The 20592-nt window shown below is 70.7% G+C and carries 23 protein-coding genes; 9 read left to right on the top strand and 14 right to left on the bottom strand.

What is annotated here, in order from left to right:
• Nucleotides 1–301: 301 nt before the first annotated feature.
• Entirely contained in the window at nucleotides 302–1237 is a 936-nt protein-coding gene (locus V5F63_RS22715; protein ID WP_394101023.1) for a sensor domain-containing diguanylate cyclase, read from the top strand.
• An 18-nt stretch (nucleotides 1238–1255) separates the two neighbouring features.
• Here V5F63_RS22715 and V5F63_RS22710 read toward each other — a convergent pair whose 3' ends face one another.
• On the bottom strand, nucleotides 1256–1663 hold the full coding sequence (locus V5F63_RS22710; RefSeq protein WP_209486010.1) for a response regulator: 408 nt from the start codon (nucleotides 1661–1663) through the stop codon (nucleotides 1256–1258).
• A 212-nt stretch (nucleotides 1664–1875) separates the two neighbouring features.
• Between V5F63_RS22710 and V5F63_RS22705 the strand changes: the two genes are divergently transcribed.
• From V5F63_RS22705 to V5F63_RS22685, 5 genes are all read left to right on the top strand, one after another.
• Entirely contained in the window at nucleotides 1876–2574 is a 699-nt protein-coding gene (locus V5F63_RS22705) for a protein phosphatase CheZ (RefSeq protein WP_209486008.1), read from the top strand.
• Between the two features lie 290 nt (nucleotides 2575–2864).
• On the top strand, nucleotides 2865–3908 hold the full coding sequence (locus V5F63_RS22700) for a flagellin N-terminal helical domain-containing protein (RefSeq protein WP_209486006.1): 1044 nt from the start codon (nucleotides 2865–2867) through the stop codon (nucleotides 3906–3908).
• A 468-nt stretch (nucleotides 3909–4376) separates the two neighbouring features.
• Entirely contained in the window at nucleotides 4377–6044 is a 1668-nt protein-coding gene (fliF, locus tag V5F63_RS22695; protein ID WP_209486004.1) for a flagellar basal-body MS-ring/collar protein FliF, read from the top strand.
• Nucleotides 6041–6688 carry a hypothetical protein gene (locus V5F63_RS22690; protein ID WP_394101024.1) on the top strand — a complete coding sequence of 216 codons (648 nt, stop codon included), beginning with the start codon at nucleotides 6041–6043 and terminating at the stop codon, nucleotides 6686–6688. Before fliF ends, V5F63_RS22690 begins: the two co-directional genes overlap by 4 nt.
• A 12-nt stretch (nucleotides 6689–6700) precedes the next feature.
• On the top strand, nucleotides 6701–7849 hold the full coding sequence (locus tag V5F63_RS22685; protein WP_209486000.1) for a flagellar motor protein MotB: 1149 nt from the start codon (nucleotides 6701–6703) through the stop codon (nucleotides 7847–7849).
• Between the two features lie 412 nt (nucleotides 7850–8261).
• On the opposite strand, the gene V5F63_RS22680 is transcribed toward V5F63_RS22685, so the two are convergent.
• Nucleotides 8262–8426: a hypothetical protein gene (locus tag V5F63_RS22680; protein ID WP_394101025.1), complete on the bottom strand. Its 165-nt coding sequence runs from the start codon at nucleotides 8424–8426 to the stop codon at nucleotides 8262–8264.
• Between the two features lie 472 nt (nucleotides 8427–8898).
• Here V5F63_RS22680 and V5F63_RS22675 point away from each other — a divergent pair, with 472 nt between their 5' ends.
• From V5F63_RS22675 to V5F63_RS22665, 3 genes are read left to right on the top strand one after another with little or no spacing between them, the layout of a single operon-like run.
• Complete coding sequence (locus V5F63_RS22675) at nucleotides 8899–10194, top strand: MotC family chemotaxis protein (protein WP_394101026.1); 1296 nt, start codon at nucleotides 8899–8901, stop codon at nucleotides 10192–10194.
• Nucleotides 10191–11588 (top strand): flagellar hook-length control protein FliK, encoded by a 1398-nt coding sequence (gene fliK, locus V5F63_RS22670; RefSeq protein WP_394101027.1) that lies wholly within the window; start codon nucleotides 10191–10193, stop codon nucleotides 11586–11588. The genes V5F63_RS22675 and fliK overlap by 4 nt, the downstream gene beginning before the upstream one ends.
• Nucleotides 11536–12345 (top strand): lytic transglycosylase domain-containing protein, encoded by an 810-nt coding sequence (locus V5F63_RS22665; RefSeq protein WP_394101028.1) that lies wholly within the window; start codon nucleotides 11536–11538, stop codon nucleotides 12343–12345. The genes fliK and V5F63_RS22665 overlap by 53 nt, the downstream gene beginning before the upstream one ends.
• Before the next feature lie 45 nt (nucleotides 12346–12390).
• On the opposite strand, the gene fliP is transcribed toward V5F63_RS22665, so the two are convergent.
• From fliP to flhB, 12 genes are all read right to left on the bottom strand, one after another.
• The gene (fliP, locus tag V5F63_RS22660; RefSeq protein ID WP_394101029.1) at nucleotides 12391–13098 is read right to left on the bottom strand and encodes a flagellar type III secretion system pore protein FliP; all 708 of its coding nucleotides are present in this window, start codon (nucleotides 13096–13098) and stop codon (nucleotides 12391–12393) included.
• A 92-nt stretch (nucleotides 13099–13190) separates the two neighbouring features.
• On the bottom strand, nucleotides 13191–13700 hold the full coding sequence (locus V5F63_RS22655; protein ID WP_209485976.1) for a flagellar basal body-associated FliL family protein: 510 nt from the start codon (nucleotides 13698–13700) through the stop codon (nucleotides 13191–13193).
• Nucleotides 13701–13704: 4 nt separating this feature from the next.
• Nucleotides 13705–14454: a flagellar basal body L-ring protein FlgH gene (locus V5F63_RS22650; RefSeq protein WP_394101030.1), complete on the bottom strand. Its 750-nt coding sequence runs from the start codon at nucleotides 14452–14454 to the stop codon at nucleotides 13705–13707.
• A gap of 26 nt (nucleotides 14455–14480) precedes the next feature.
• Nucleotides 14481–15188 (bottom strand): MotE family protein, encoded by a 708-nt coding sequence (locus tag V5F63_RS22645; RefSeq protein WP_394028912.1) that lies wholly within the window; start codon nucleotides 15186–15188, stop codon nucleotides 14481–14483.
• A 117-nt stretch (nucleotides 15189–15305) separates the two neighbouring features.
• Nucleotides 15306–16412, bottom strand: a complete 1107-nt coding sequence (flgI, locus tag V5F63_RS22640) for a flagellar basal body P-ring protein FlgI (RefSeq protein WP_394028911.1) — start codon at nucleotides 16410–16412, stop codon at nucleotides 15306–15308.
• Nucleotides 16409–16981: a flagellar basal body P-ring formation chaperone FlgA gene (flgA, locus tag V5F63_RS22635; RefSeq protein ID WP_209485968.1), complete on the bottom strand. Its 573-nt coding sequence runs from the start codon at nucleotides 16979–16981 to the stop codon at nucleotides 16409–16411. The genes flgI and flgA overlap by 4 nt, the downstream gene beginning before the upstream one ends.
• Nucleotides 16982–17019: 38 nt before the next feature.
• Complete coding sequence (gene flgG, locus V5F63_RS22630; RefSeq protein ID WP_209485966.1) at nucleotides 17020–17808, bottom strand: flagellar basal-body rod protein FlgG; 789 nt, start codon at nucleotides 17806–17808, stop codon at nucleotides 17020–17022.
• A gap of 10 nt (nucleotides 17809–17818) precedes the next feature.
• Complete coding sequence (gene fliE / locus V5F63_RS22625) at nucleotides 17819–18145, bottom strand: flagellar hook-basal body complex protein FliE (RefSeq protein ID WP_209485964.1); 327 nt, start codon at nucleotides 18143–18145, stop codon at nucleotides 17819–17821.
• Entirely contained in the window at nucleotides 18145–18567 is a 423-nt protein-coding gene (gene flgC / locus V5F63_RS22620; protein ID WP_029556021.1) for a flagellar basal body rod protein FlgC, read from the bottom strand. The genes fliE and flgC overlap by 1 nt, the downstream gene beginning before the upstream one ends.
• Nucleotides 18564–18941: a flagellar basal body rod protein FlgB gene (flgB, locus tag V5F63_RS22615; RefSeq protein ID WP_209485963.1), complete on the bottom strand. Its 378-nt coding sequence runs from the start codon at nucleotides 18939–18941 to the stop codon at nucleotides 18564–18566. The genes flgC and flgB overlap by 4 nt, the downstream gene beginning before the upstream one ends.
• Nucleotides 18942–19052: 111 nt before the next feature.
• Nucleotides 19053–19508, bottom strand: a complete 456-nt coding sequence (locus tag V5F63_RS22610) for a BspJ family T4SS effector nucleomodulin (RefSeq protein ID WP_209485962.1) — start codon at nucleotides 19506–19508, stop codon at nucleotides 19053–19055.
• Nucleotides 19495–20571 (bottom strand): flagellar biosynthesis protein FlhB, encoded by a 1077-nt coding sequence (flhB, locus tag V5F63_RS22605; protein WP_394101031.1) that lies wholly within the window; start codon nucleotides 20569–20571, stop codon nucleotides 19495–19497. Before flhB ends, V5F63_RS22610 begins: the two co-directional genes overlap by 14 nt.
• Between the last annotated feature and the right edge of the window lie 21 nt (nucleotides 20572–20592).

Below are 20592 nucleotides of genomic sequence, written 5' to 3'. Positions count from 1 at the left end.
GCGGCGCACTTTCAGGTTGCGACGGCGCCAGGGCCACTCCCGCACGCCCGTTGCGCCGTGGGGCCCCGCCTGCCAGCCTGCTTCAGCTGACCGCCAGCTCCGCCCGCGGGCTTGCCCCTGGCCTGCTTGCCCCTGACCTGCTTGCGCCCGACCTGCCCGCCCGAAAGGTATCCCCACCCTCATCCGCCGCCCGGTCCGCCCGCCCCAGCGTCATCGATCGAGGTCCTGCCCCGTGTGGACACCCCCCGCCGCCCCTGCGAACGAGGCCCAGCGCCTCACCGTCCTTGCGACGTGTGGTCTCATGGATACGCCTTCCGACGAGCGGTTCGACCGGCTGACGCGGCTGGCGCGGCGGCTCTACGAGGCGGATGTCGCCTTCCTCGGCCTCATCGACGGCACCCACCAGTGGCAGAAATCGCGCACGTCCGATCTCGTGCCGGCCAGCGTTCCCCGGCGCGACACCATGTGCAACATGCTGGTGGCGAGCGGCGCACCGCTGGTGATCAGCGACATGAAGTCCGATCCGCGCCTTCTGGGCCATCCCCTCGTCCCGCACCTGCCGCTGCGCTTCTATGCGGGCGCGCCGCTGATGGTTGAGCCGGATCTGGTCATCGGCACGATGTGCGTGATGGGGCGGGAGGCGCGGGACAAGGAGGCCTTTGACTTCGGCCCGCTGCTCGATCTCGCGGCGGTGGCGGCGGACGAGGTGGAGCTTCTGCGCCTCAATCGCGATCTCGCCCGCAAGTCCCAGCTGGACGCACTCACGGGCCTGCCCAACCGGCGCAGCTTCGACGAGGAGCTGGCGCGTGCCATGCGCAGGGCGCAGCGCCTGGAGGGGCCGCTGTCGCTGCTGGTGATCGACATCGACCACTTCAAGGTGGTGAACGATTTGTGGGGCCATCAGGCCGGAGATGCGGCGCTGGCCGCGGTGGGCGGCGTGCTGGCGCGGCTTCCGGGGCGGGCGCAGGATACCGCGGCGCGCTATGGCGGCGAGGAATTCGCGGTGATCCTGCCGGATACCAATGAGGCCGGCTGCGATGTGGTGGGCGAGGCGCTGCTGGCCGCGTTCCGGGCAGAGAGCATCCCGCACCCGTCGGGCGGCCATCTTACGGCGAGCATCGGCGGGGCCACAGCGCAGGGCTGCGATCTCGCCGGCCTGTTCGCGGCGGCCGATGCCGCCCTTTATGGGGCGAAGGCCGGCGGCCGCAATCGCTATCGCCGCGCCGCGGCACACTGACCGGCGCGACGGGCGGGCTCAGTCCACGGCCGCCTCGGCGCCGAGGCTCTCGAACACCGCGTCGATCTTGCCCTTCAGCGTCTGCGCGTTGAACGGCTTGACGATGTAATTGCTGACGCCGGCCTTCTTGGCGGCGATCACGTTCTCGGACTTGGCTTCCGCCGTCACCATGATGAACGGGATCTGGCCGAGGGCCCCGTCCGCGCGCACCTGCTTCAACAGCTCGTAGCCGGTCATCGGCTCCATGTTCCAGTCCGAGATGACGAGGCCGTAGCTGCGTTCCTTCAGCTTGGCCAGCGCCTCGGTGCCATCGGAGGCCTCGTCCACATCCTCGAAGCCGATCTGCTTCAGAAGGTTTCGGATGATGCGCACCATGGTCTTGTAGTCGTCGACCACAAGGACGGGCATCCCAAGATCAACGGACATGATCAACCCCCATGACACACTCCAGAAACGGGGACGATGAAGACGCTCTTTCCAACTCTGGCGAGATCCAGGTCTGGTGAGCGCAGCGATGAGAATTGTTTTGATGTCCCGGGCTTGTGCGAGGCTTGCACCAAGAATTGGGGCTATCTTCCTCAATCATCGGGGAGGATTTATAGGAGGGTGCAAAGCAAAGCGTGTTTCAGGAGGCCTTCATGTCGGCTGCCCGGCGACCCTTCAGGATTGAGACCCCGTGTTCCGCCGGCGCCGCCGTCGATCTCCTCGCGGTGGATGGCCTTGACGATCAGCTGCGCCGCATCTTCGGCGAGATCGCCGGGGTGCGCGAGGAGATCTCGCGCTTCAAGGCGCGCGATCCGGCGGTGGATCGCGAGCGCGACCGCAATGTGCTGTGGGCCGGCATCGAGACCATCCAGGATGCCATCCAGCACACCAAGCACGAGATCGCGAGCCTGCACGCCGAGGGCGCGCGGGGCGAGAAGCTGTTGCGCGCCACCAGCGAGCTGGAGGCGGTGGTGAGCGACACGGAGGAGGCGACCGAGGCCATCCTCACCTCCGCCGAGCGGGTGGACGCGCTGATGGTCCAGATGCATACGCTGCTCACGGGCGATGCGGCGGACCTTGCCTCCGAGATCCAGAACGAGACCACCAAGATCTTCGAGGCCTGCAATTTCCAGGACATCACCGGCCAGCGCATCCGCAAGGTGGTGAAGCTGCTGCTCTTCATCGAGGAGCGGGTGGCACGCATGACCGACATCTGGGGCGGTGCCGACCTGGTGGCGCAGGGCGCCCGCATCATCCCGCGCGAAGGCGACGAGGCCCTCCTCAACGGCCCGGCGCTCGCCGACGACATCGGCGTGGTCTCGCAGGACGACATCGACAGCCTGTTCGCCTGAGGGGCGGGCGGGGGCGGCCGATGATGGGTGCCCCCCGCCTTCGCCAAGTTCTCTTCCCCGCAAGCCTCGCGCAAGCTTGCGCCTCTAATGTCTCTTCCATGGCAGGTTGACCGGCCCCGAAACGGGCCGGGCGCCGGACCCCCTGGAGCGCGATCCGAGTGGAAACAATCCGCTCGGGAAATCGCCCTCCAGCTCTAGGGACCGGTCATCCAAAGGCATGACGCCGCCCTGCCATGCCGGTGCGAACCCGGCATGTCCCCCTTCATTCCAAGTCACAGAGGGACATTCCCATGACCAGCCTGATCACCAACAACTCCGCCATGGTCGCCCTGCAGACCCTGCGGACGATCAACGCCAACCTCGACACCACCAACGCCCACGTCTCCACCGGCAAGCGGATCAACTCCGCCAATGACGGCGCGGCCTACTGGTCCATCGCCACCACCCTCACCTCGGACAACGGGGCGCTCGGCGCGGTGAAGGATGCCATGAGCCTCGACAAGAACTCGGTGGATGCCGCCTCCAGCGGCGTCAACGCGGTGGTCGCCTCGCTCGCGAAGATCAAGAACAACCTGACGGCCGCCCTCTCGCCGAACGTCGACCGGGCCAAGCTGCAGACGGAAATCTCGTCCTACGTCAGCGAAATCAAGACCACCGCCGACAACACCGTGATGAACGGCAGCAACTGGCTGTCGGTGGATACCAGCGCCTCGGGCTTCAACGGCACCAAGAACCTGCTGTCGTCCTTCTCGCGTACCGGCTCGACCGTGACGGTGGGCTCCACCTCCATCGACACCGGCTCGTTCACTGTCTACGACGCCTCCACCACCGGCACCTCCACCGGCACGTCCACGACCCTCGACAAGGCCGTCACGGCCGTGGCGACGGCCGCGAACATCACCGGCGGCGCCACCGTGACCGTCGACACGACCGCGGGCAGCCTCAAGGGCTTCATGGACACCAAGTATGTCATCGGCGGCACCGCCACGGCCGGCACCGAAGCCATCACGGACTTCGACGTGTCCGGCCTCGGCAACACCGACGCTGACCTCGCGAAGATCCAGGCCTATGTGAAGATCGTGGACGCTACCATGCAGCAGCTGCAGAACGGCGCCACCACGCTCGGCACCACCTCGACCCGGCTCGACTCGCAGCAGACCTTCGCCCAGAGCCTGATCGACCTCAACACCTCCTCCATCGGCACCCTCGTGGATGCCAACATGGAAGAGGAATCGACCAAGCTGAAGGCCCTGCAGACCCAGCAGCAGCTCGCGGTGCAGTCCCTGTCCATCGCGAACAGCTCTTCGCAGAACGTGATGACCCTGTTCCGCTGATCGCGTCCCCGCCGCGCCTCCGGGCGCGGCGGTTTTCGTCCCCCGCGCCTCCGGGCGCGGCGGTCCGCGCGCGGGCGCCGTCCCCTCCGGCGGCGCTCCGGCGTGCCCTGAGTTTCAGCGTCCCCCCGACGCCCCCCTCGGCCACCTCCGCCCCCCGGAGCGTGGCCATTTTTTTGTCCTCTTCCCCTCTCCCCTCGCGGGCGAGGGTGGATCGCGGCAAGGCGGCGAGACGGGTGAGGGGGCTGGCGCAGCACGAGCGGACGCCGAGATCGCGCCCCGCCTCACCCCTCACCCCCGCCCCCTCTCCCGCAAGGGGAGAGGGGAGACGCAAAGCCCCCGCAACGCCCATGCAAGTTTGACCGTCGAGATTGCCGCCCGAGGCACATGAGCGCGACGGGTCCCGTCCCCCGCGCGTGCCCGGTCCCTGAGGTGCGCCTCCGCGCGCCGCAATCAGACGAGATCCCGCCGATGATCGGCAAGGAACAGTTGGAGCAACTCTGGCGCAACCTGCGCGACCTCGGCGCCCGGCGCCTGATCGCGCTGGCGCTGATCGGCCTCACGGCGGTGGCCGCCGTGGCGCTCGGCGCCTGGTATCTCGGCCAGCCCGAGCGCGAGCCGCTCTACGCCAACCTCACCCGCGAGGACGTGAACCGCATCGGCGGCGCGCTGAAGGACGCGGGCATCGCCTTCGACGTGAATGCGGACGGCACCACCGTCCTCGTCTCCCATTCGGACACCGCCCGCGCCCGCATGCTGCTGGCGGTGAAGGGCCTGCCGCAGAGCGGCAATACCGGCTACGAATTGTTCAACGATGTCCGCGCCTTCGGCCTCACCTCCTTCATGCAGGAGGTGACGCGGGTGCGCGCGCTGGAGGGCGAGCTGGCCCGCACCATCCAGACCATGAAGGGCATCAAGGCGGCGCGCGTCCATATCGTCCTGCCCGAGCGCGGCTCGTTCCGCCGCGACCAGCAGGGCGCCTCCGCCTCCGTCGTCATCCGCACCGAGACGGCGGAGGACGCCTCCACCGCGCAGGCCATCCGCCACCTCGTCGCCGCCGCCATCCCCGGCCTCAAGATGGACCAGGTGACGGTGCTCAGCACCGAGGGGGCGGTGCTCTCCTCCAGCGAGGACGGCGCCAGCGCCGCCGCCGGCAAGAAGGCCATGCTCCAGCAGCAGGTGAGCCGCGAGACCGAGGAGAAGGTGCGCCGCACCCTCGCGCCCTATCTCGGCCTCGGCAATTTCGAGGTGCAGGTCTCCGCCCGCCTGGACACGGATCGCGTCACCACCTCCGAAACCACGTTCGATCCCGCCTCCAAGGTGGAGCGTTCGGTGCGCGTGGTGAAGGAGCTGGGCCAGAGCCAGAACAAGACCAAGCAGCCCAATACGTCCGTCCAGCAGAACATCCCCGGCCAGCAGCAGCAGGGCGACGGCGGCACGGATTCCAACGAGAACTCCTCCCGCCGCGAGGAGCTGACCAATTTCGAGGTCTCCACCCGCACCGTGCAGACCGTGCGCGAGGCCTTCGTGGTGCGCGGCCTGTCCATCGCCGTGCTGGTGAACAAGGAGCGCCTCGTGGGCGCGGCCGGCGGCGCCGATGCCATTCCCGTGGAGCAGCAGCTCTACGAGGTGGAGCAGATCGTCGCCTCCGCCTCCGGCTTCGACAAGGAGCGCGGCGACAAATTGAAGGTCGCGGCCGTCTCCTTCGCCAATGGCGGGGCGGGGCTTGAGCCGGTGCCGCCCTTGCCGTGGTCCGAGCTTCTGCTGCGGCAGGCCGGCACCATGATCAACGCGGCCACCATTCTCATCGTCGCCGGCCTCGTGATCTGGTTCGGCCTCCGGCCCGCCGTGCGCGCCATCCTCGCCCGCCCCGAGCGCGACGAGGTGGAGGATGCGGATGCCATCGAGGCCGCCATGCTGGCGGGCGGCGCGCCGCTCGCCGCCGTCGCCGGCCCGTCCGTGGTGCCGGGCGATGGCGCCGCGGGGGAGGAGGCGCCGGGCGCGCTCAGCCTCATCGAGGATCTCACCAGCCGCCTCAACCGCTCGCCGCAGAAGCGGCTGGAGCAGATCGTCGAGTTCGATGAGGAGCAGGCCGCCGCCATCCTGCGCCAGTGGCTGCATCAGGACGCCCGCGCATGAGCACCACCGCGCTTCACCGTCACCTGCCCCATTTCGGCCTCGCGCCGCGCGCTCCGGTGAGCGCCGTGCCGCCCGTGCCGGCCCTCGCACCCACGCCCGCCTTGCGCCCGCACGATCCGCCCGGCGCCGATGCCATCCGCGCGGCGGCCGAGGAGGCCCGGCGCCTTGCGCTGGAGGAGGCCGCCATCGCGCTGGCCGCCTGCGAGCAGCAGCTCGCCGATGCCGAGGCCGCCTTCGCCGCGCGCCTCGAGGACGGGATCGAAGCGGCCCGCGCCCGCTGGTGCAGCGAGGAGAGCCAACGGCTCGCCGGCCTCATCGGTGAAGGCCTCGATGCGGTGGAGGCGCGCATCGGCGAGGCGCTCGCCGCCGTGCTGCGCCCCTTCGTGAGCGGCGCCGCCCGCGCCCGCGCGCTGGAGGAACTGGCCCGCCGGGTGCGCGACCTGCTGCGCGGCGGGGCGGCGGGGCCGTCCATCACCATCACCGGCTCCGGCGACCTCGCGGCGGCTTTGCGCGCGCGGCTCGCGGACGTGCCGGGCATCGTCATCGCGGACGGATCGACGAACGACCTCAAGATCACCTGCGACGACAGCGTGCTGGAGACTCAGCTCTCCGGCTGGGCGGCCGCCGCCGCGCGCGGCAACTGACGGGAGCGCGGCATGTCCGGCAAGGAAGGCCACCAGGAGCCTCACGGCGAGATCATCATCGTCAAGCGCCACGACGACGAGGAGCACGAGCACCATTCGAGCGCCTGGAAGGTGGCGCACGCCGACTTCATGACGGCGATGATGGCCTTCTTCCTCATCATGTGGCTCATCAATGTCACCGACAAGGATACGCGGAAAGCCATCGCCAATTACTTCAATCCGGTGGATCTCGCCTCCAGCATCACCGACGTGCGCGGGCTGAACGATCCCGAGGACACGAAGGCCAAGGGCACCTCTTCCGATGGCGACAAGCAGTCGAGCCTGAAGAACACCACGGGGCCGGAGACCGGCGCCGGCGACGACCGCCAGCAGGGCGACAAGGAGCGCGCCGCCTTCCGCGATCCCTATGCGGTGCTGAACAAGCTCGCGGGCGATGCCGATGCGCGGGCCGGGGGCACGCCCGACGCCGCCGCCGGGGATACCGGCTCGCCGGGTACCGGGGCGGGGGACGTGAACCGCGATCCGTTCGATCCCACCTATTGGCAGATGTCCAGCGGCCGGCAGGCCCGCAATCCGCAGGCGAAGCCCTCCAAGGTGGACCAGCCCACCGGCCGCCCCGACGCCACCACCGCCGCGGCGAAGCCCGGCGAGGCACAGGACAAGGCGGCCGCGCAGGCCGCGGCTCAAGCCGCCACCAAGGCCGCGCGCGACCTGGAAGGCGAGCTGAAGCAGGTGGTCGCCGCCACCGTGGGCACGGCCGGTGCCGCCCCGCGTGTGGATGTGCGCGCGACGAAGGAGGGGCTCGTCGTCGATCTCACCGACGATCTCGACTTCTCCATGTTCCCGGTGGGGTCGGCGGTGCCGGATGCCCGCTTCGTGCGGGCCATGGGCGAGATCGCGAAGAAGCTCGGCGCGCGGCCAGGCGAGATCGTCATTCGCGGCCACACCGACGCGCGGCCGTTCCGCTCCGACACCTACGACAATTGGCGGCTCTCCAGCGCGCGGGCGCAGATGGCCCTCTACATGATGGTGCGCGGCGGGCTGGAGGAGAAGCGCGTCACCGCCATCGAGGGCCTCGCCGACCGCAATCTCAAGAACACCGCCGACCCCAACGCGCCGCAGAACCGGCGCATCGAGATCCTGCTGAAGGCGCCCTCATGACCCGGCCCCGCCTTTTCCCCCTCGTCCTCGCCGGGGCGCTCCTGATGACCGGCGCCGCCCGCGCCCAGGACGATGCGGACCCGTGGGACGGCCTGCGCGAGGAGCCCGCCGCCCCCGCGCGCCCCGCTGCGGCGAAGCCGGCGCCGAAGCCGGTCGCGACCAAGCCTGCGGCGCCGAAGCCCGCGACGGCGAGTGCGAGCGCTGCGAACCCGGCAGGGCCGAACGCCGAAAACCCGAAACCAGCGCCCGCCGGCGCGCCTGTGGCCGTTTCCCCGGCGACCGCGCCGGTGGCGCCCAACGCCGCCCGGCCGGCTCCCCCGGCTGGCACGCCCGCGCCAAAGCCGGCCCCAGGCGCGACCGCTCCCGCTGCGCCGATGTCCGTCCCAAGCGCCCAACCCAAGCCAGCCGTCGCTCAGAAGCCGGCCCCTGCCAGCGCCGCGTCGACAGCCACCACCGATGCCCGACCGGCGGCTCCCGCCGCGCCGCCAGCCGCGCCGAAGCCCGTGGCCTCCTCGCCAGCCGGACCCGCCGTGCGCCCGGTGGTCGCGACGCCTCCCGCCAATGCGGGAGCAGCCACCTCCGGCCAACCTGTGCCGGCACCGGCTCCCAAGCCGACCGCAGCGCCCAGACCGGTGGCGGCGCCCGTCCCCGCGCCCGTTTCCGTGCCCCTTCCCCAGCCTGCGCCCGCATCCAATCCCGCAGCGGCCTCCAAGCCCGCGCCGCCCCAACCCGCCCCGCCCCAACCCGCGCCGGGCCCGGCTGTCGCGACGCCCGCACCTGCATCGGCGGTCTCCGCCTATGCCCCCCTCGCGCCCATGCCGCTGCCGCCGCGACGTCCGCTGCCGCCCGCGCCGGCGGCGCCGATGGCTCCGGCCATCTTGCCGCTCCCGGCCGCCGTTTCGACCGCCGTCCCCAGCCTTGCTCTCGCTCCGCCCGCTGCGCCGGCCGAGGCGAGCGGAATGGCCGCTGCGCCGCCGGCGCTATCCATTCCCGATCCTGCCGAGGCCGGCTCGCCCGCAGTTGCAGAACCTTCGGCGGAGCCCATCGCCATGGCCGTTCCGTCCGCTGATGCCGCGGCTGCTCCGCCCCGCGACGCCCAATCCGCTCCGGCTGCCGCCCCGGCGCGCCCGTCCGAGCCTGCTTCCGCCCATGCGGACGCCGCCGCCCCCCACGGCGCACCGGCCGCGGCCGCGGCGCCGACCGGACGCACGGACATCTATCCCGTCACGTTGGTGCGTCGGCTCCAGCGCTTGCAGGACCTCATCGCCGCCGGCTCCACCGCTGGCATCGCCCAGCAGCGGGCCATGATCACCGAGATGGACGTGGCGTTCGGCGAGGCCGACCCCTCCGTCTGGCAGGACCCCGCCAATGCGCGGGCGCTGGTGATGTATTTCCTCGGCGGCGGCAATCCCGCCGTGCTGCGCGATATCATCAACCGCGAGCCCAGGCCGAACATCGACGAGAAGCTGCTCACCGGCAGCCTGCTCTATCTCGAAGGCCGCGAGGAGCCGGCGCTGCGCCAGCTCGGCGAGATCGACGCCCGCAAGCTGCCCAACGGCATCGGCGGGCAGATCGCGCTGGCCCAGGCCGCGCTCACCGTACGCACCGATCCGGCCAAGGCGTCGCGCCTGCTGGAGGTGGCGCGGCTGCTCATGCCCGGCACGCTGGTGGACGAGGCGGCCCTGCGCCGCGCTGTTCTGGTCGCCGCGCAGGCCGGCGACCTCGACCAGTTCGAGCGGCTGTCCGGCCAGTACTTCAGCCGCTTCCGGCACTCCGCCTATGCCGGCAATTTCCGCCAGCGCTTCGCCGCCGCCTTGAGCCGCATGAACGTGCTGGCGACGCCGGACGGCCTTTTGCGCCTCGACGCCCTGCTCGCGCCGCTCGACGAGGAGGCCCGGCGCGAGGTGTTCCTGCTGGTGTCGCGCGCCGCCATCGTGGAGGGCAAGACCGCGCTCGCCACCGCCAGCGCGGAGCGTGCCATGGTCCTCGCCCCGGTGGCGAGCCGCGATGCCGAGCGCGCCCGCGTCTATCTGAGCGCGGCGCAGGCGGCGACTCCGGACCGCTACAAGGCGGCGGAAGAGGCGCTGAAGGCCATTGACCGCGCCCGCCTCGATCCCTCCGACCAGGCCCTGCTTGAGGCCGCGCGCCGCACCGCCGAGCTGATCCGCCGCGCCGACGAGGCCCCGCCCGCTGCGCCCGCAGCAGCCCCCGCTGCTCCGGCGGTGGTCGCCAGCGCGCAGCCGTCGCGCGCGGCACAGGAGGGGGAGAAGCCCTCGACGGCCATCAGCAAGGCGCAGGCGAAGCTCGGCGAGATCGACGCCATGCTGAAGGAGGCTCCGCGATGAGGACCGCCGACATCGCCCAAGCCGCTTTGGCGCGCCCACCGGACCTCGCCGGCCGCGCGGCACTGCCGGATGGCCAGCCCTTCGACGACCTGCTCAGCGGGATGGGCGAAGCCCCGGCAGCGCCTGTTCCCGAGACCGTGGCGGAGGTGCCGCCCGCCGACGCTTCGCCTTGCCCGCCGCCTGCAAGCCTCGACCGGCTGCTCGCCCGCTGCGCCCGCTCCGACCCGGAGCGCGAGGCGATCGGGACCCCTCCCGCGCCGCGCCGCGCGCCGGGCCTCCTGCGGCCGGAGGCGGAGCCCGTCGACACCGCCGATGCCGCGCCCGCTCCGCTGCCGGACGCACCCGCTCCGGACACGCCTGACCGCCCCCAGCCGCCGCCGCTCCTCGCCCTGCTATCCGCGCCGCTGGCGGGACCGCGGGACGTGTCGGCGGAGGTGATCCCCCAGCCCCGCGCGAGCCCCCCGCCTGTCCCCCTCGCGGTGCCGGCCGTGCCGGCGGAGACCGCGGCGGAAGCGCCGGCGCCCATGCGGGTCGCCGTGCTGCGACAGGAAACCCATTTCGCGCCGGTGCGGCCGTTCACGCCGGAGCCCCCGCCAGCCCTGGCGGAAGCCGCGCGAGAGGGGCCTGGCGGGCGCGATGCCGGAGCGAACCCGCCGAGCCGTGAGGGCCGCATCCCCGTCCGGCCGCTCCCCCTTGGCGCGGCGGCCGATGATGCCGCGCCGAACGATCAGCCAGAACCTCGCCGCGCCGACGCCCGGCAGAGCCCCGGGACGGCGCGCGCCGCCGCCGCGCCCGCGGTCCTGGACGACCGGCCACCCGCGCCCGTCCGGCCGGCGGAGGCAACGCCCGCGCTGCCGTTCGCCAGCCTCGCCCAGATCGGCCGCGCCATCGCGGCGGAAGTCGCGCAGATGGATACGGCGCCCGCCGCTGCCGGGACGGGCGCGCCGCCCGCAAGCGAGGACGCCCCCGTGCCCACCGGCCCCGTGCGCGTGCTTGATATCGCGCTGTCGCCGGACAGCCTCGGCCGGGTGGTGGTGCACATGCGCCTCACGCCCCACGGCCTCACCGTGCGCCTCAAGGCGGACGACCCCGCAACCGCCGCCCTTCTGGCGGGCGACAGGGCGCACCTCTCCGCGCTGCTCGGATCAGCCGGCCTGCCGGACGTGGATCTGGAGGTCGGCGGCGCCGGCCTGCCCGTGATCGACGCGCCGCTGCGCGCCCCCGCCGCCATGGAGGGTCCGCCCCCGCAGGACACGGCGGACCATCCGGATGGCGGCAGCCGGGGCGGCGCCGATCCCGGCCGTCAGGGCCGCGGCGGCCGAAACGACAGGACTTATCCCGATGACGACGCTGCGCCTTCTTTTGCTGACGAGCCTCGCTTTGGCGCCGGGTGAGGCACGCTGCGGCGACGCCTCGTCAATCGTCGGATCGCCCGAGCCCCCGCCCGCCGCTTCGGCATCTCCCGCCACCATCCGGCCGATCTGGGGCGAACGGGGCGCGCCCGCCGGCACGCCGCGCCAGACGGCGGCTTCGGCTCCGGCTCCCACCAGTCCGGCGGCGGCGGACCCAGCGCCCGGCAAGGCCTCCGGCAAGCCCTCCGCCAAAACCTCCGCAAACCCCGCCCCGCAGGGCGTCTGCGAGCGGGAGCTGGCCCGCGCGGCGGCGAAATACCAGATCCCGCTCCAGATCCTCTATGCCGTCGCGCTGACCGAAAGCGGCACGGGCAAGGGCCTCCAGCCGCTGATGCTGCACATCGAGGGCAAGGACCATATCCCCGCGACGCTGCCCGAGGCGCTGACGCTGTTCCGCGCCGCCAATGAGCGCGGGGTGAAGCTGATCGACATCGGCTGCATGCAGGTGAACTGGTACTGGCACCGGCACGAGTTCAATTCGCTGGAGGAGATCTTCGATCCGCGCCTCAACGTGGAGCAGGGGGCGCGCTTCCTGCAGGTCCTGCGCAAGCGGCATGGCAACTGGACCATGGCGGCCGCGCGCTACAATGCCGGCCCGAAGAACACCGTGGCGCAGCACCGCTATGTGTGCCGGGTGATGAAGAATCTGGTGAAGGCCGGAGTGGGGCAATGGACTGCCACAGCCGAGGCCTTCTGTGCCGCGCCGCCGGAGCCGCCGCAGCAGGCCCGCGTGGAGTGACCGGCGCGGTGTGGTGCGGCGTGCCACCGGCCGTGCGGTCCGCGCTCAGAAGAAGGAGCGGATCAGCCCGCCGACGAGCAGGTTCCAGCCGTCGATGAGGATGAAGAAGAGGATCTTGAACGGCAAGGAGATCACCGCCGGCGGCATCATCATCATGCCCATGGACATGACCAGCGTCGCCACGATCATGTCGATGATGAGGAAGGGCAGGACGATGAGAAAGCCGATCTCGAAGCCGCGCCTGAGTTCCGAGATCATGAAGGCGGGGATGAGCACCCGCAGGGGCACTTTTTCCTCGCCCGCCTTCTCCTGCGCGGGCGTAGGGGAGGTCGCCTCCTCGGCCGGCTTGTCGCGCGAGGCGATGTCGGCGAACAGCTTCAGATCCTTGCCGCGCACGTGGGTGAGCATGAAATCGCGGAACGGGTCGGCAATGCGCTGCAGCGCCTCTTCCTCGCTGATCCGGTTCTCGGTGAGGGGCTTCACCCCGTCCTGCCAGGCGCGGTCGAAGGTCGGGCCCATCACATAAAAGGTCATGAACAGGGAGAGCGAGACCAGCACGAGATTGGCCGGCGTCGAGGGCAGGCCGAGGCCGGAGCGCAGGAAGGAGAAGGCGATCACGAAGCGGGTGAAGCTGGTGACCATGATGAGCAGCCCGGGCGCCACCGACAGCACCGTGAGCAGGGCCACCATCTGGATGAGGCGCCCCGCCGTGCTGCCGCCGCCCTCGGGCAGAAGCTGCTCCAGGGAAGGCATCTGCGCGGCACCCTGCGCCAGGGCCGGCGCGGCGGAGAGGAGCAAGGCGGCGACGAGCGCGGATATCAGCGCCGCAAGGCGCGCCGGCCCTCTCACTGCACCACCAGCGTCGAGACGATCAGTTCGTCCACCTTGCCGTCGGATCGGGCGCGGGCGCGCTCGTTGAGGTCCTCGCGCAGGTGCTGGAGCGCGCTCGGGCCTTCGAGCTGGCTCAGCGCCAGGGTGCGCATGTAGGCCATGATGTCCTCGCGCAATTCGGCGGCCGTCACGTCCGGGTTCGTCAGCGCTCCGTTCTTGAACACGATGGCCGTCTCGATGCGGATGAAGGTCGAGGAGGGCGCGGAAAGGTTCACCACCACCGGCTTCAGGTCCTTCAGCACCAGGTCGCCGGAATGCCGCAATGGCGGGGCCGGCTTCTTCTCCGGCTCGGCGGCGACCTTCTTCGTCACCGCCTGCTCCACCGTGCCGGCGAGCTGGAGCCCGAGCCCCGCGCCGGCGGCGAGCGCCAGCAGCGTGACGATGAGGAGGGGCACGAGGAGCCCGGGCTTCTTCTCGGGCGCTCCGTTCGGGGCGAGGGCTTTGGCGGGGGCTGCGGTCGCCATCACGTCACCAGGGCGTCACGACGTCATAGAGGCGCTGGCCCCAGGCGGGCTGTTGCACATCCGTGAGCCGGCCGCGTCCGCCATAGGAGATGCGCGCCTCGGCGATCTTGTCGTAGGGGATGATGTTGGTCGAAGACACGTCCAGCGGGTTGACGATGCCGGCGATGGTCAGTTCGCGCACCTCGTAATTGACGAGGATCTCCTGCGAGCCGCGGATGACGAAATTGCCGTCCGGCAGGATCTCCGTCACCACCACGGCGACCGAGAGGCGCAGCTTCTCGGACCGGTCGATGTTGCCCTTGCCCTTGGTCTTGGTGTCGCCGTTGATGTCGAGATTGCCGGAGCCCGCGCCCGCGTTCGCGCCCTTGCCGAAGCCGGAGAGGGTGAGCGCCGCGTCGAAGCCGAGGTTGCTCTTCGATTCCCGCGAGCGATCGGTGGCGTTGTCGAACTGGGCCTTGTCGTCGATGGCGATGGCCACGCGGATCACGTCGCCCACCTTGGCGGCGCGCAGGTCGCGATACATGCTCGACGAGCGGTTGAGGTCCCAGGTGGAGCGGAAGGTCTTCTTCTCTGGCTGCTGGAAGGTCATGGGCAGCGGTTCGCGCTTGGCGGTGTCGAGCCCATAGCCGACGGGGGTCAGCGACGGCCCGGTGGCGAGGTTGTCGTAGGTGCTCTTGCAGCCGGAAAGGGCGAGGCCGGCGAGGGCCGCGATGGCGGCGCGGGCGATGAGGGGGATGAGGGGGATGAGGGTCATGGCGCTTGGGGCCTTTCTGGCGCGCATCAGCCGGGCCGCCCGGTGGTGCGGGGCGCCTCGGTCCGCCCTTCCTGCGCGCGGCGGGCCATGCCGACCATGGTGGAGGTGAGGCGCGCGGCGCGGGCCGGCTCGCTCTCGTTGAGGATGGCGCTGGCGACGCGCGGCGACAGCCGGGCGAGCACGGCGGCCGCCATGTCCTCGTTCATGGCCGCGAGCTGGGCGGCGGCGGCGTCCGGGCGCATCTGCGAGACCACGGCGATGAGGCTGTCGTCGGCCTTCTTCAGGAACGTCTCGCGGCGGGCCAGCCACTCCTGGTATTCGGCGCGCTTGGCCTCGAGCTGGGCGAGGCGGGCCTCGATCTCCTTCTCCATGGCGGCGAGCGCGGCCTGCTGGCGGGTGAAGCGGGCGTCGGCGGCGGCATCGGCGATGTTGCGGCAATAGAGGGCCGCATTCTCGCCGGCGGCGGCGTCGGGGGCGGCGGGGGAGGGCTCCGCGCGGGCGTCGCCCGATATCGCCAGGGCGGAGCCGCAGAGCGCGGCGAGGGCCAGCGCGGCACCGGCGTTGCGGCCGGATCTCGCCCGGGCCACCTTGCGGCGCCGCGCGGTGACGAAGACGGCATGGAGCCGCGAGCAGGTCACGCGCCGGAGCGCGATCACGCCCACGAGCAGCGAGCACGAGACCGAGGCGATCGCATAGACGATTGCGGCGTCCAGCAGGACCGTCGACACGGACATGGAACCTCTCCTCTTCCCCGAGGGGCGGCGCCGGCAGGGGCAGGGGCGCCTTGATGGTTCCGGTCTAGGGGGAGAGACTTGCGCGACGCTTGCGGGGGCAGTCTGCGCCCGGCGGGGTCACTGGAACACCAGCTCGGCCTGCAGCGCGCCGGAGGTCTTCACCGCCTGGAGGATGGAGATGATGTCCGAGGGCTTGAGCCCGAAGCGGTTGAGCCCGTTCACCAATTGCTGGAGATTGGGGCCGCGGACGATGCCGATGGGCCCGCCACTCTCGTCGGCCTGGATGTTGGTGCGCGGCACCACCACCGTCTCGCCGAAGGTGTAGGGCTCGGGCTGCGACACCTCGGGCGCCTCGGTGACCTGCACGGTCAGATTGCCCTGGGTGACGGCGAAGGTGGAGACCTGCACGTTGCGGCCGATCACCACCGTGCCGGTGCGCTGGTCCACCACCACCTTGGCCGGCGTGTCGGGCGTGATGCGCAGTTCGCCGATCTCGGCGATGAAGCGGGCGGTGCCGGAATGGGGCGGGCGCTGCACCACCACCGTGCGCAGGTCGCGCTCGCGGGCGAGGCGCTTGCCGTAGCGGGCGTGGGTGTAGGCGTTGATGACGTCGGCCATCAGCGCGGCGGTGCGGAAATCCGGATTGGTGAGGTCGATGAGGATTTCCGGCAGCTCGGAGAGCTGGCCGGGGATCTGCCGCTCCACGAGCGCGCCATTGGCGATGCGCCCTGCGGTGGGCACGCCCTGGCTCAGCGTCTCCGCCTGCCCGGTGATCTGGATGCCGGAGACGATCTGGCCCTGCGCCACCGCATAGGTCACGCCATCGGCGCCGTTGAGGGGCGTGACGAGCAGCGTGCCGCCGCGCAGGGAGGTCGCGTCGCCGAGCGAGGCGATGGTCACGTCGATGCGCGTGCCGAGGCCGGCGAAGGCGGGCAGGTTGGCGGTGACGGCCACCGCCGCCACGTTCTTGGCGCGCAGCGACAGGCCCTGCACATTGATGCCCATGCGGTCGAGCATGGATTGCATGGCCTGCTCGGTGAAGGGCGAGTTGCGCAGCGTGTCGCCGGTGCCCTGGAGGCCGATGATGAGGCCGTAGCCCACGAGCTGGTTGTCGCGCACGCCCTGGATGGAGGAGATGTCCTTGATGCGCGTCGTCGCCTGCGCGGCGGCAGGACCGGCGAGGGCGAGGAGCGCGGCGAGGGCCATAAGCGCGCGGCGGATCATCGCGTCTTCACCCACACGGTGCCGTCGCCGGCCACCTCGCCGACGATGATCTGGCCGGACTCCATGTTCTTGAGCCGGATGGTGGCGCCCGCCGCGCCGGAATCCAGCGGCATGCCGTAGCCGGAAATGGAGAGACCCCCCTCCCTCAGCTGGATGCGGGTGGCGACGCCCTTGGTGACGAGGGTCACGTCGGCGAGCGCATTCAGCGGCACCGGCTGGCCGGCGGCGACGACCCGCCGGGCCGACTTGCCCACGATGGCGGAGGCTTGCAGCGCGATGCCGCCGCGATCGAGCACGGCATCGGCCACCTCGCGCTGCGCCAGCATGCCGGCGGAAATGACATCGCCCGGATAGAGGGTGACGGCGGCGACGGGGACGCGCGCCATCGGCGCGGCATCGGCCGTCGGGCGCGCGGGAGCGGGGCGGGGCGGCTCCACCTCCTCGCGGCCGGCGGCGGCCTGCTGGGCCAGGGAAGAGATGCTCTGCGCCGCAGCGGGGGCGGCAACGGCGCAGAGCAAAGCTGCGGTGCCGGCCCAGAGGCCGAACCGCAGGCATCGGGTGCCACGCATGGCGCGCCGCCGCGATTGCGTGTTCATCTCGATTGCGTTCACCGGATTCCCTTCGACACGACCCCGGCCATGTCGTCGGCGGCCTGGATCACCTTGGAGTTCATCTCATAGGCGCGCTGGGCCTGGATGAGTTGGGTGATCTCCTTGATGGGGTCCACGTTGGAGCCTTCCAGATACCCCTGCACCACGGCGCCGAAGCCGGTGGTGCCGGCGACGCCCGTCACCGGCTGGCCGGAGGCGGATGTCTCGCGATAGAGGTTGTCGCCGAGCGGCTCCAGGCCGGAATCGTTGGCGAAGGTCGAGAGCGTCAGTTGGCCCACCAGGGTCGGCGAGGACTGGTTGGCGATCTGGGCATAGATCTGCCCGCTCTCGTTGATGACGATGCTGCTGGCATCCTGCGGCAGTGTGAGGGACGGGTTCAGCGCATAGCCGTCGGCGGTCACGAGCTGGCCGGTCGGGCCCTTGTTGAAGGAGCCGGCGCGGGTATAGAGCGTGTCGCCCGAGGGGCTGGTGATCTGGAACCAGCCGCGGCCGTTCAGGGCAAGATCGAGCGGGTTGCCGGTCTGCGCCAGCGGCCCCTGCAGGTGCAGGTTGCGGATGCCGATGGTGCGCACGCCGAGGCCGACGAGGGCACCCTCCGGCACCGGGTCCGCGCCGTCCTGATTGGGCACGCCCTGGGCGCGCTCGGCCTGATAGAGCAGGTCGGTGAACTCGGCGCGGGCGCGCTTGAAGCCGGTGGTGTTGATGTTCGCGATGTTGTTCGCGATCACCTCCACGTTGGTCTGCTGCGCCGACATGCCGGTCGCGGCGATGGCCAAAGCTCTCATGTCATTCTCCTCAGATGGCCATCCGGCTGATTTCCTGATAGGCGGCGACCACCTTGTCGCGCACCGCGATGGCGGTCTGGAGCGTCTGCTCGGCGGACATCACCGCCTCCACCACCTGCTGCACGGAGACGCGTCCGTGGATGCCGGAAATGGCGCTCGCCTCCGCCGTCTTCACCTGGTCCACCGCATCCGACGACATGCGGGCGAGCATGGTGGAGAAATCGGAGATGCTGCCCGCGCTCTGGGTGGCGTTCGCGGCCTCGGTGGCGCGGGCGGCGGTGGTGGCGCTCGTGGCGGTGGTGCGGCTCAGCGCATTGAGGGAAACGGCGTCGATCATCACGGCGTCCTCAGAAGATCGATGGTCATGGCGACCATGGAGCGGGCCTGCTTGATCATCTGGAGGTTGGCCTGATAGCTGCGGCCGGCCTCCCGGAGATCCGCCATCTCGGCGAGCGGATTGACGTTCGGCACCTTCACCCGCCCCTCGGCATCGGCGGCCGGATTGCCGGGGTCGAACTCCACGGAAAAGGCGCTGCGGTCCACGCTCGTCGCCTTCACCTTCACCCGCGATGCGCCGAGCGCGCGGTCGGGCTCCTGGGTGAATTCCACGGTCTTGCGGCGATAGGGGTCGGCGCCCGGCGTCGTGCCGGTGGAGCGCGCGTTGGCGATGTTCTCCGCCACGATGCGCATGCGCTGGGTCTGCGCGGCAAGGCCGCTCGACGCGATGCCGGTGATGGTCTTGAACGGATCGCCGATCATTTGACGCTCGCGAGGATCATGCGGTGGAAGGAACGGACGATGGAGGTGTTGAGCGAATAGGCGCGGTTCACCTCGTCGGCCTTCAGCATCTCCTGCTCCAGGCTCACGCTGTTGCCGGAATGGGAGGTGTCCCAGCCGTCGCGGGGGGCCACCTTGGTGGCGCCGATGCCGCCCGCCGCCACGTCCATGTGGCTGCCCGAGGTGCGGGCGACGGCGAGGCGGGTGCGGTCGAGGATGGCGCTGAACGGCTCGGCGTCCACCGCCTTGTAGCCGGGGGTGTTGGCGTTCGCGATGTTCCCCGCGATGGCTGTCTGCCGCACCGTGGCCCACTGGGCGTGCCGCGAGGTGAGATTGAACAGGAACAGGGGTTCCATGGCACATTCCCCGGATGAACCGCGATGGTCTCGCGCGCCTTTGGAAGGGGCGAGATAACGAGTGCTAGCGCGTCAACCTTGCCCGAGGCTGGCCGGTCAACCGCCTCCCCCTCACGCCCCCAGCCGCACGCCCTCCAGCGTGGCGGTGAGGTGTTCGAGGAGCCCGTCCGCCTCCGGTTCCGCCTCGTGGTAGAGGATGCTGTCCATCTCCACGCCCACGGTGCCGGCGTCGAAGATGATGCGGAAGTAGAGCGAGCAGTCGGCGCAGCCGAGCTCCATGTCCATGGCGACGGTGGGGGCGACGCCCCAGTCGGCCTGGATCAGCGCCTGCCCGCCATAGCGCAGCGCGCCTGGCTTCAGGGAGCGTTCGGCGCAGGAGGCGACGATGTCGTCGATGATGTTGGTCTGCCCGGCATGGATATAGGCCATGAGCAGGCCGGCATTGGTGAAGAACAGTTCGGTCATCACCTCGCGCAGCGCGCCGGCCAAAACCCGCTCGCAGGCGAGCCGCTCCAACTTCGGGCGGCCGGCGAGGCGCTGGAGGCGGAGGAATTCATTTCGCGCCATGGCCCGGCCTCGCATAGATGTAGTGCAGTATTTTCGCCACCGGCCGATAGAAATCCTGCGGAATCCACTGGTCCACCTCCACCGCCGCGAACAGGGCGCGGGCGAGCGGGCGGTCCTCGATCACGGGCACGCCGTGGCGTTCGGCGATCTCGCGGATCTTGAGGGCGATGAGGTCCACGCCCTTGGCCACCACCAGCGGCGCGCCGCCGGTCTGCCGGTCGTATTGCAAGGCGACGGCGTAATGGGTCGGGTTGGCGATGACGACGGTGGCCTTGGGCACGGCGTTCATCATGCGCTGGCGCGCCCGCTCGCGGGCCACGGCGCGGATGCGCGCCTTGACCATGGGGTCGCCCTCGGCCTGCTTGAACTCGTCCTTCACCTCCTGCTTCGTCATGCGCAGATTGGTCTTCCAGCTCACCCGCGACCACACGATGTCGGCGGCCACCAGCCCGATGGTAACGACGCACACCGTCGCCACCAGCCGCATGGCGAGGGCGAGGAGCAGGCTCGGCAGGCGGAGCGGATCGGTGAACATGGCATCCACCATCTCGCGCTCCTGGGCATAGAGCACGAGCGCCGCGACGATGCCGATGGCGAACAGCTTGAAGAGCGCCTTGCCGAACTCGATCTGCCCCTGCGTGCCGAAGATGCGCTTGAAGCCGGCGGATGGCGACACCCGCGACCATTGCGGACGGATGCGCTCCGCCACCAGCGAGGGCACGTTCTGAAAGCCCGAGGCGACGAGGCCGGCGAGCATCAGCACGATGACCATGGGCATCAGGAAGCGCCCGGCCCCCGCCAGCGCGCCCCACAGGATGGAGACCGCATCGTTGCCGGTGGCGATGGGAAAGCCCGCCGGATCGTCGATGAGGCGGGAGAGGTCGGCGGTGAGGAGCTTTGTCGGCGCCGCGACGAAGAAGGCGAGGATGGCGAGGATGCCGACGAGCGAGGCGAACAGCGTCGCCTCCCGCGAGAAGGGCACGTTGCCCTTCTCCACGGCGTCGGAAATCTTCTTCTCGCTCGCCTCTTCTGTCTTGCTCTCCTTGTCCTGTTCCTCAGACATGGCGCCCCCGGTGCGGCGGGC

This window comes from Xanthobacter wiegelii (genome assembly GCF_043193855.2).
GTDB classification, from domain to species: Bacteria; Pseudomonadota; Alphaproteobacteria; order Rhizobiales; family Xanthobacteraceae; genus Xanthobacter; species Xanthobacter flavus_A.
The sequence above is the reverse complement of the archived record's forward strand: the minus strand, read 5'-3'. Positions and strand labels throughout refer to the sequence as shown.

Coding starts and splice junctions, on each gene's coding strand:
- fliE (WP_209485964.1), bottom strand. CDS start 18,145: ATGATCGACGCCGTTTCCCTCAATGCGCTGAGCCGCACCACCGCCACG.
- V5F63_RS22690 (WP_394101024.1), top strand. CDS start 6,041: ATGAGCACCACCGCGCTTCACCGTCACCTGCCCCATTTCGGCCTCGCG.
- fliK (WP_394101027.1), top strand. CDS start 10,191: ATGAGGACCGCCGACATCGCCCAAGCCGCTTTGGCGCGCCCACCGGAC.
- V5F63_RS22675 (WP_394101026.1), top strand. CDS start 8,899: ATGGCCGTTCCGTCCGCTGATGCCGCGGCTGCTCCGCCCCGCGACGCC.
- V5F63_RS22655 (WP_209485976.1), bottom strand. CDS start 13,700: ATGGCGACCGCAGCCCCCGCCAAAGCCCTCGCCCCGAACGGAGCGCCC.
- flgB (WP_209485963.1), bottom strand. CDS start 18,941: ATGGAACCCCTGTTCCTGTTCAATCTCACCTCGCGGCACGCCCAGTGG.
- flgG (WP_209485966.1), bottom strand. CDS start 17,808: ATGAGAGCTTTGGCCATCGCCGCGACCGGCATGTCGGCGCAGCAGACC.
- fliP (WP_394101029.1), bottom strand. CDS start 13,098: ATGCCTTCCCTGGAGCAGCTTCTGCCCGAGGGCGGCGGCAGCACGGCG.
- V5F63_RS22705 (WP_209486008.1), top strand. CDS start 1,876: ATGTCGGCTGCCCGGCGACCCTTCAGGATTGAGACCCCGTGTTCCGCC.
- flgC (WP_029556021.1), bottom strand. CDS start 18,567: ATGATCGGCGATCCGTTCAAGACCATCACCGGCATCGCGTCGAGCGGC.
- V5F63_RS22700 (WP_209486006.1), top strand. CDS start 2,865: ATGACCAGCCTGATCACCAACAACTCCGCCATGGTCGCCCTGCAGACC.
- V5F63_RS22665 (WP_394101028.1), top strand. CDS start 11,536: ATGACGACGCTGCGCCTTCTTTTGCTGACGAGCCTCGCTTTGGCGCCG.
- fliF (WP_209486004.1), top strand. CDS start 4,377: ATGATCGGCAAGGAACAGTTGGAGCAACTCTGGCGCAACCTGCGCGAC.
- V5F63_RS22610 (WP_209485962.1), bottom strand. CDS start 19,508: ATGGCGCGAAATGAATTCCTCCGCCTCCAGCGCCTCGCCGGCCGCCCG.
- V5F63_RS22650 (WP_394101030.1), bottom strand. CDS start 14,454: ATGACCCTCATCCCCCTCATCCCCCTCATCGCCCGCGCCGCCATCGCG.
- V5F63_RS22710 (WP_209486010.1), bottom strand. CDS start 1,663: ATGTCCGTTGATCTTGGGATGCCCGTCCTTGTGGTCGACGACTACAAG.
- V5F63_RS22685 (WP_209486000.1), top strand. CDS start 6,701: ATGTCCGGCAAGGAAGGCCACCAGGAGCCTCACGGCGAGATCATCATC.
- V5F63_RS22645 (WP_394028912.1), bottom strand. CDS start 15,188: ATGTCCGTGTCGACGGTCCTGCTGGACGCCGCAATCGTCTATGCGATC.
- V5F63_RS22715 (WP_394101023.1), top strand. CDS start 302: ATGGATACGCCTTCCGACGAGCGGTTCGACCGGCTGACGCGGCTGGCG.
- flhB (WP_394101031.1), bottom strand. CDS start 20,571: ATGTCTGAGGAACAGGACAAGGAGAGCAAGACAGAAGAGGCGAGCGAG.
- flgI (WP_394028911.1), bottom strand. CDS start 16,412: ATGATCCGCCGCGCGCTTATGGCCCTCGCCGCGCTCCTCGCCCTCGCC.
- flgA (WP_209485968.1), bottom strand. CDS start 16,981: ATGCGTGGCACCCGATGCCTGCGGTTCGGCCTCTGGGCCGGCACCGCA.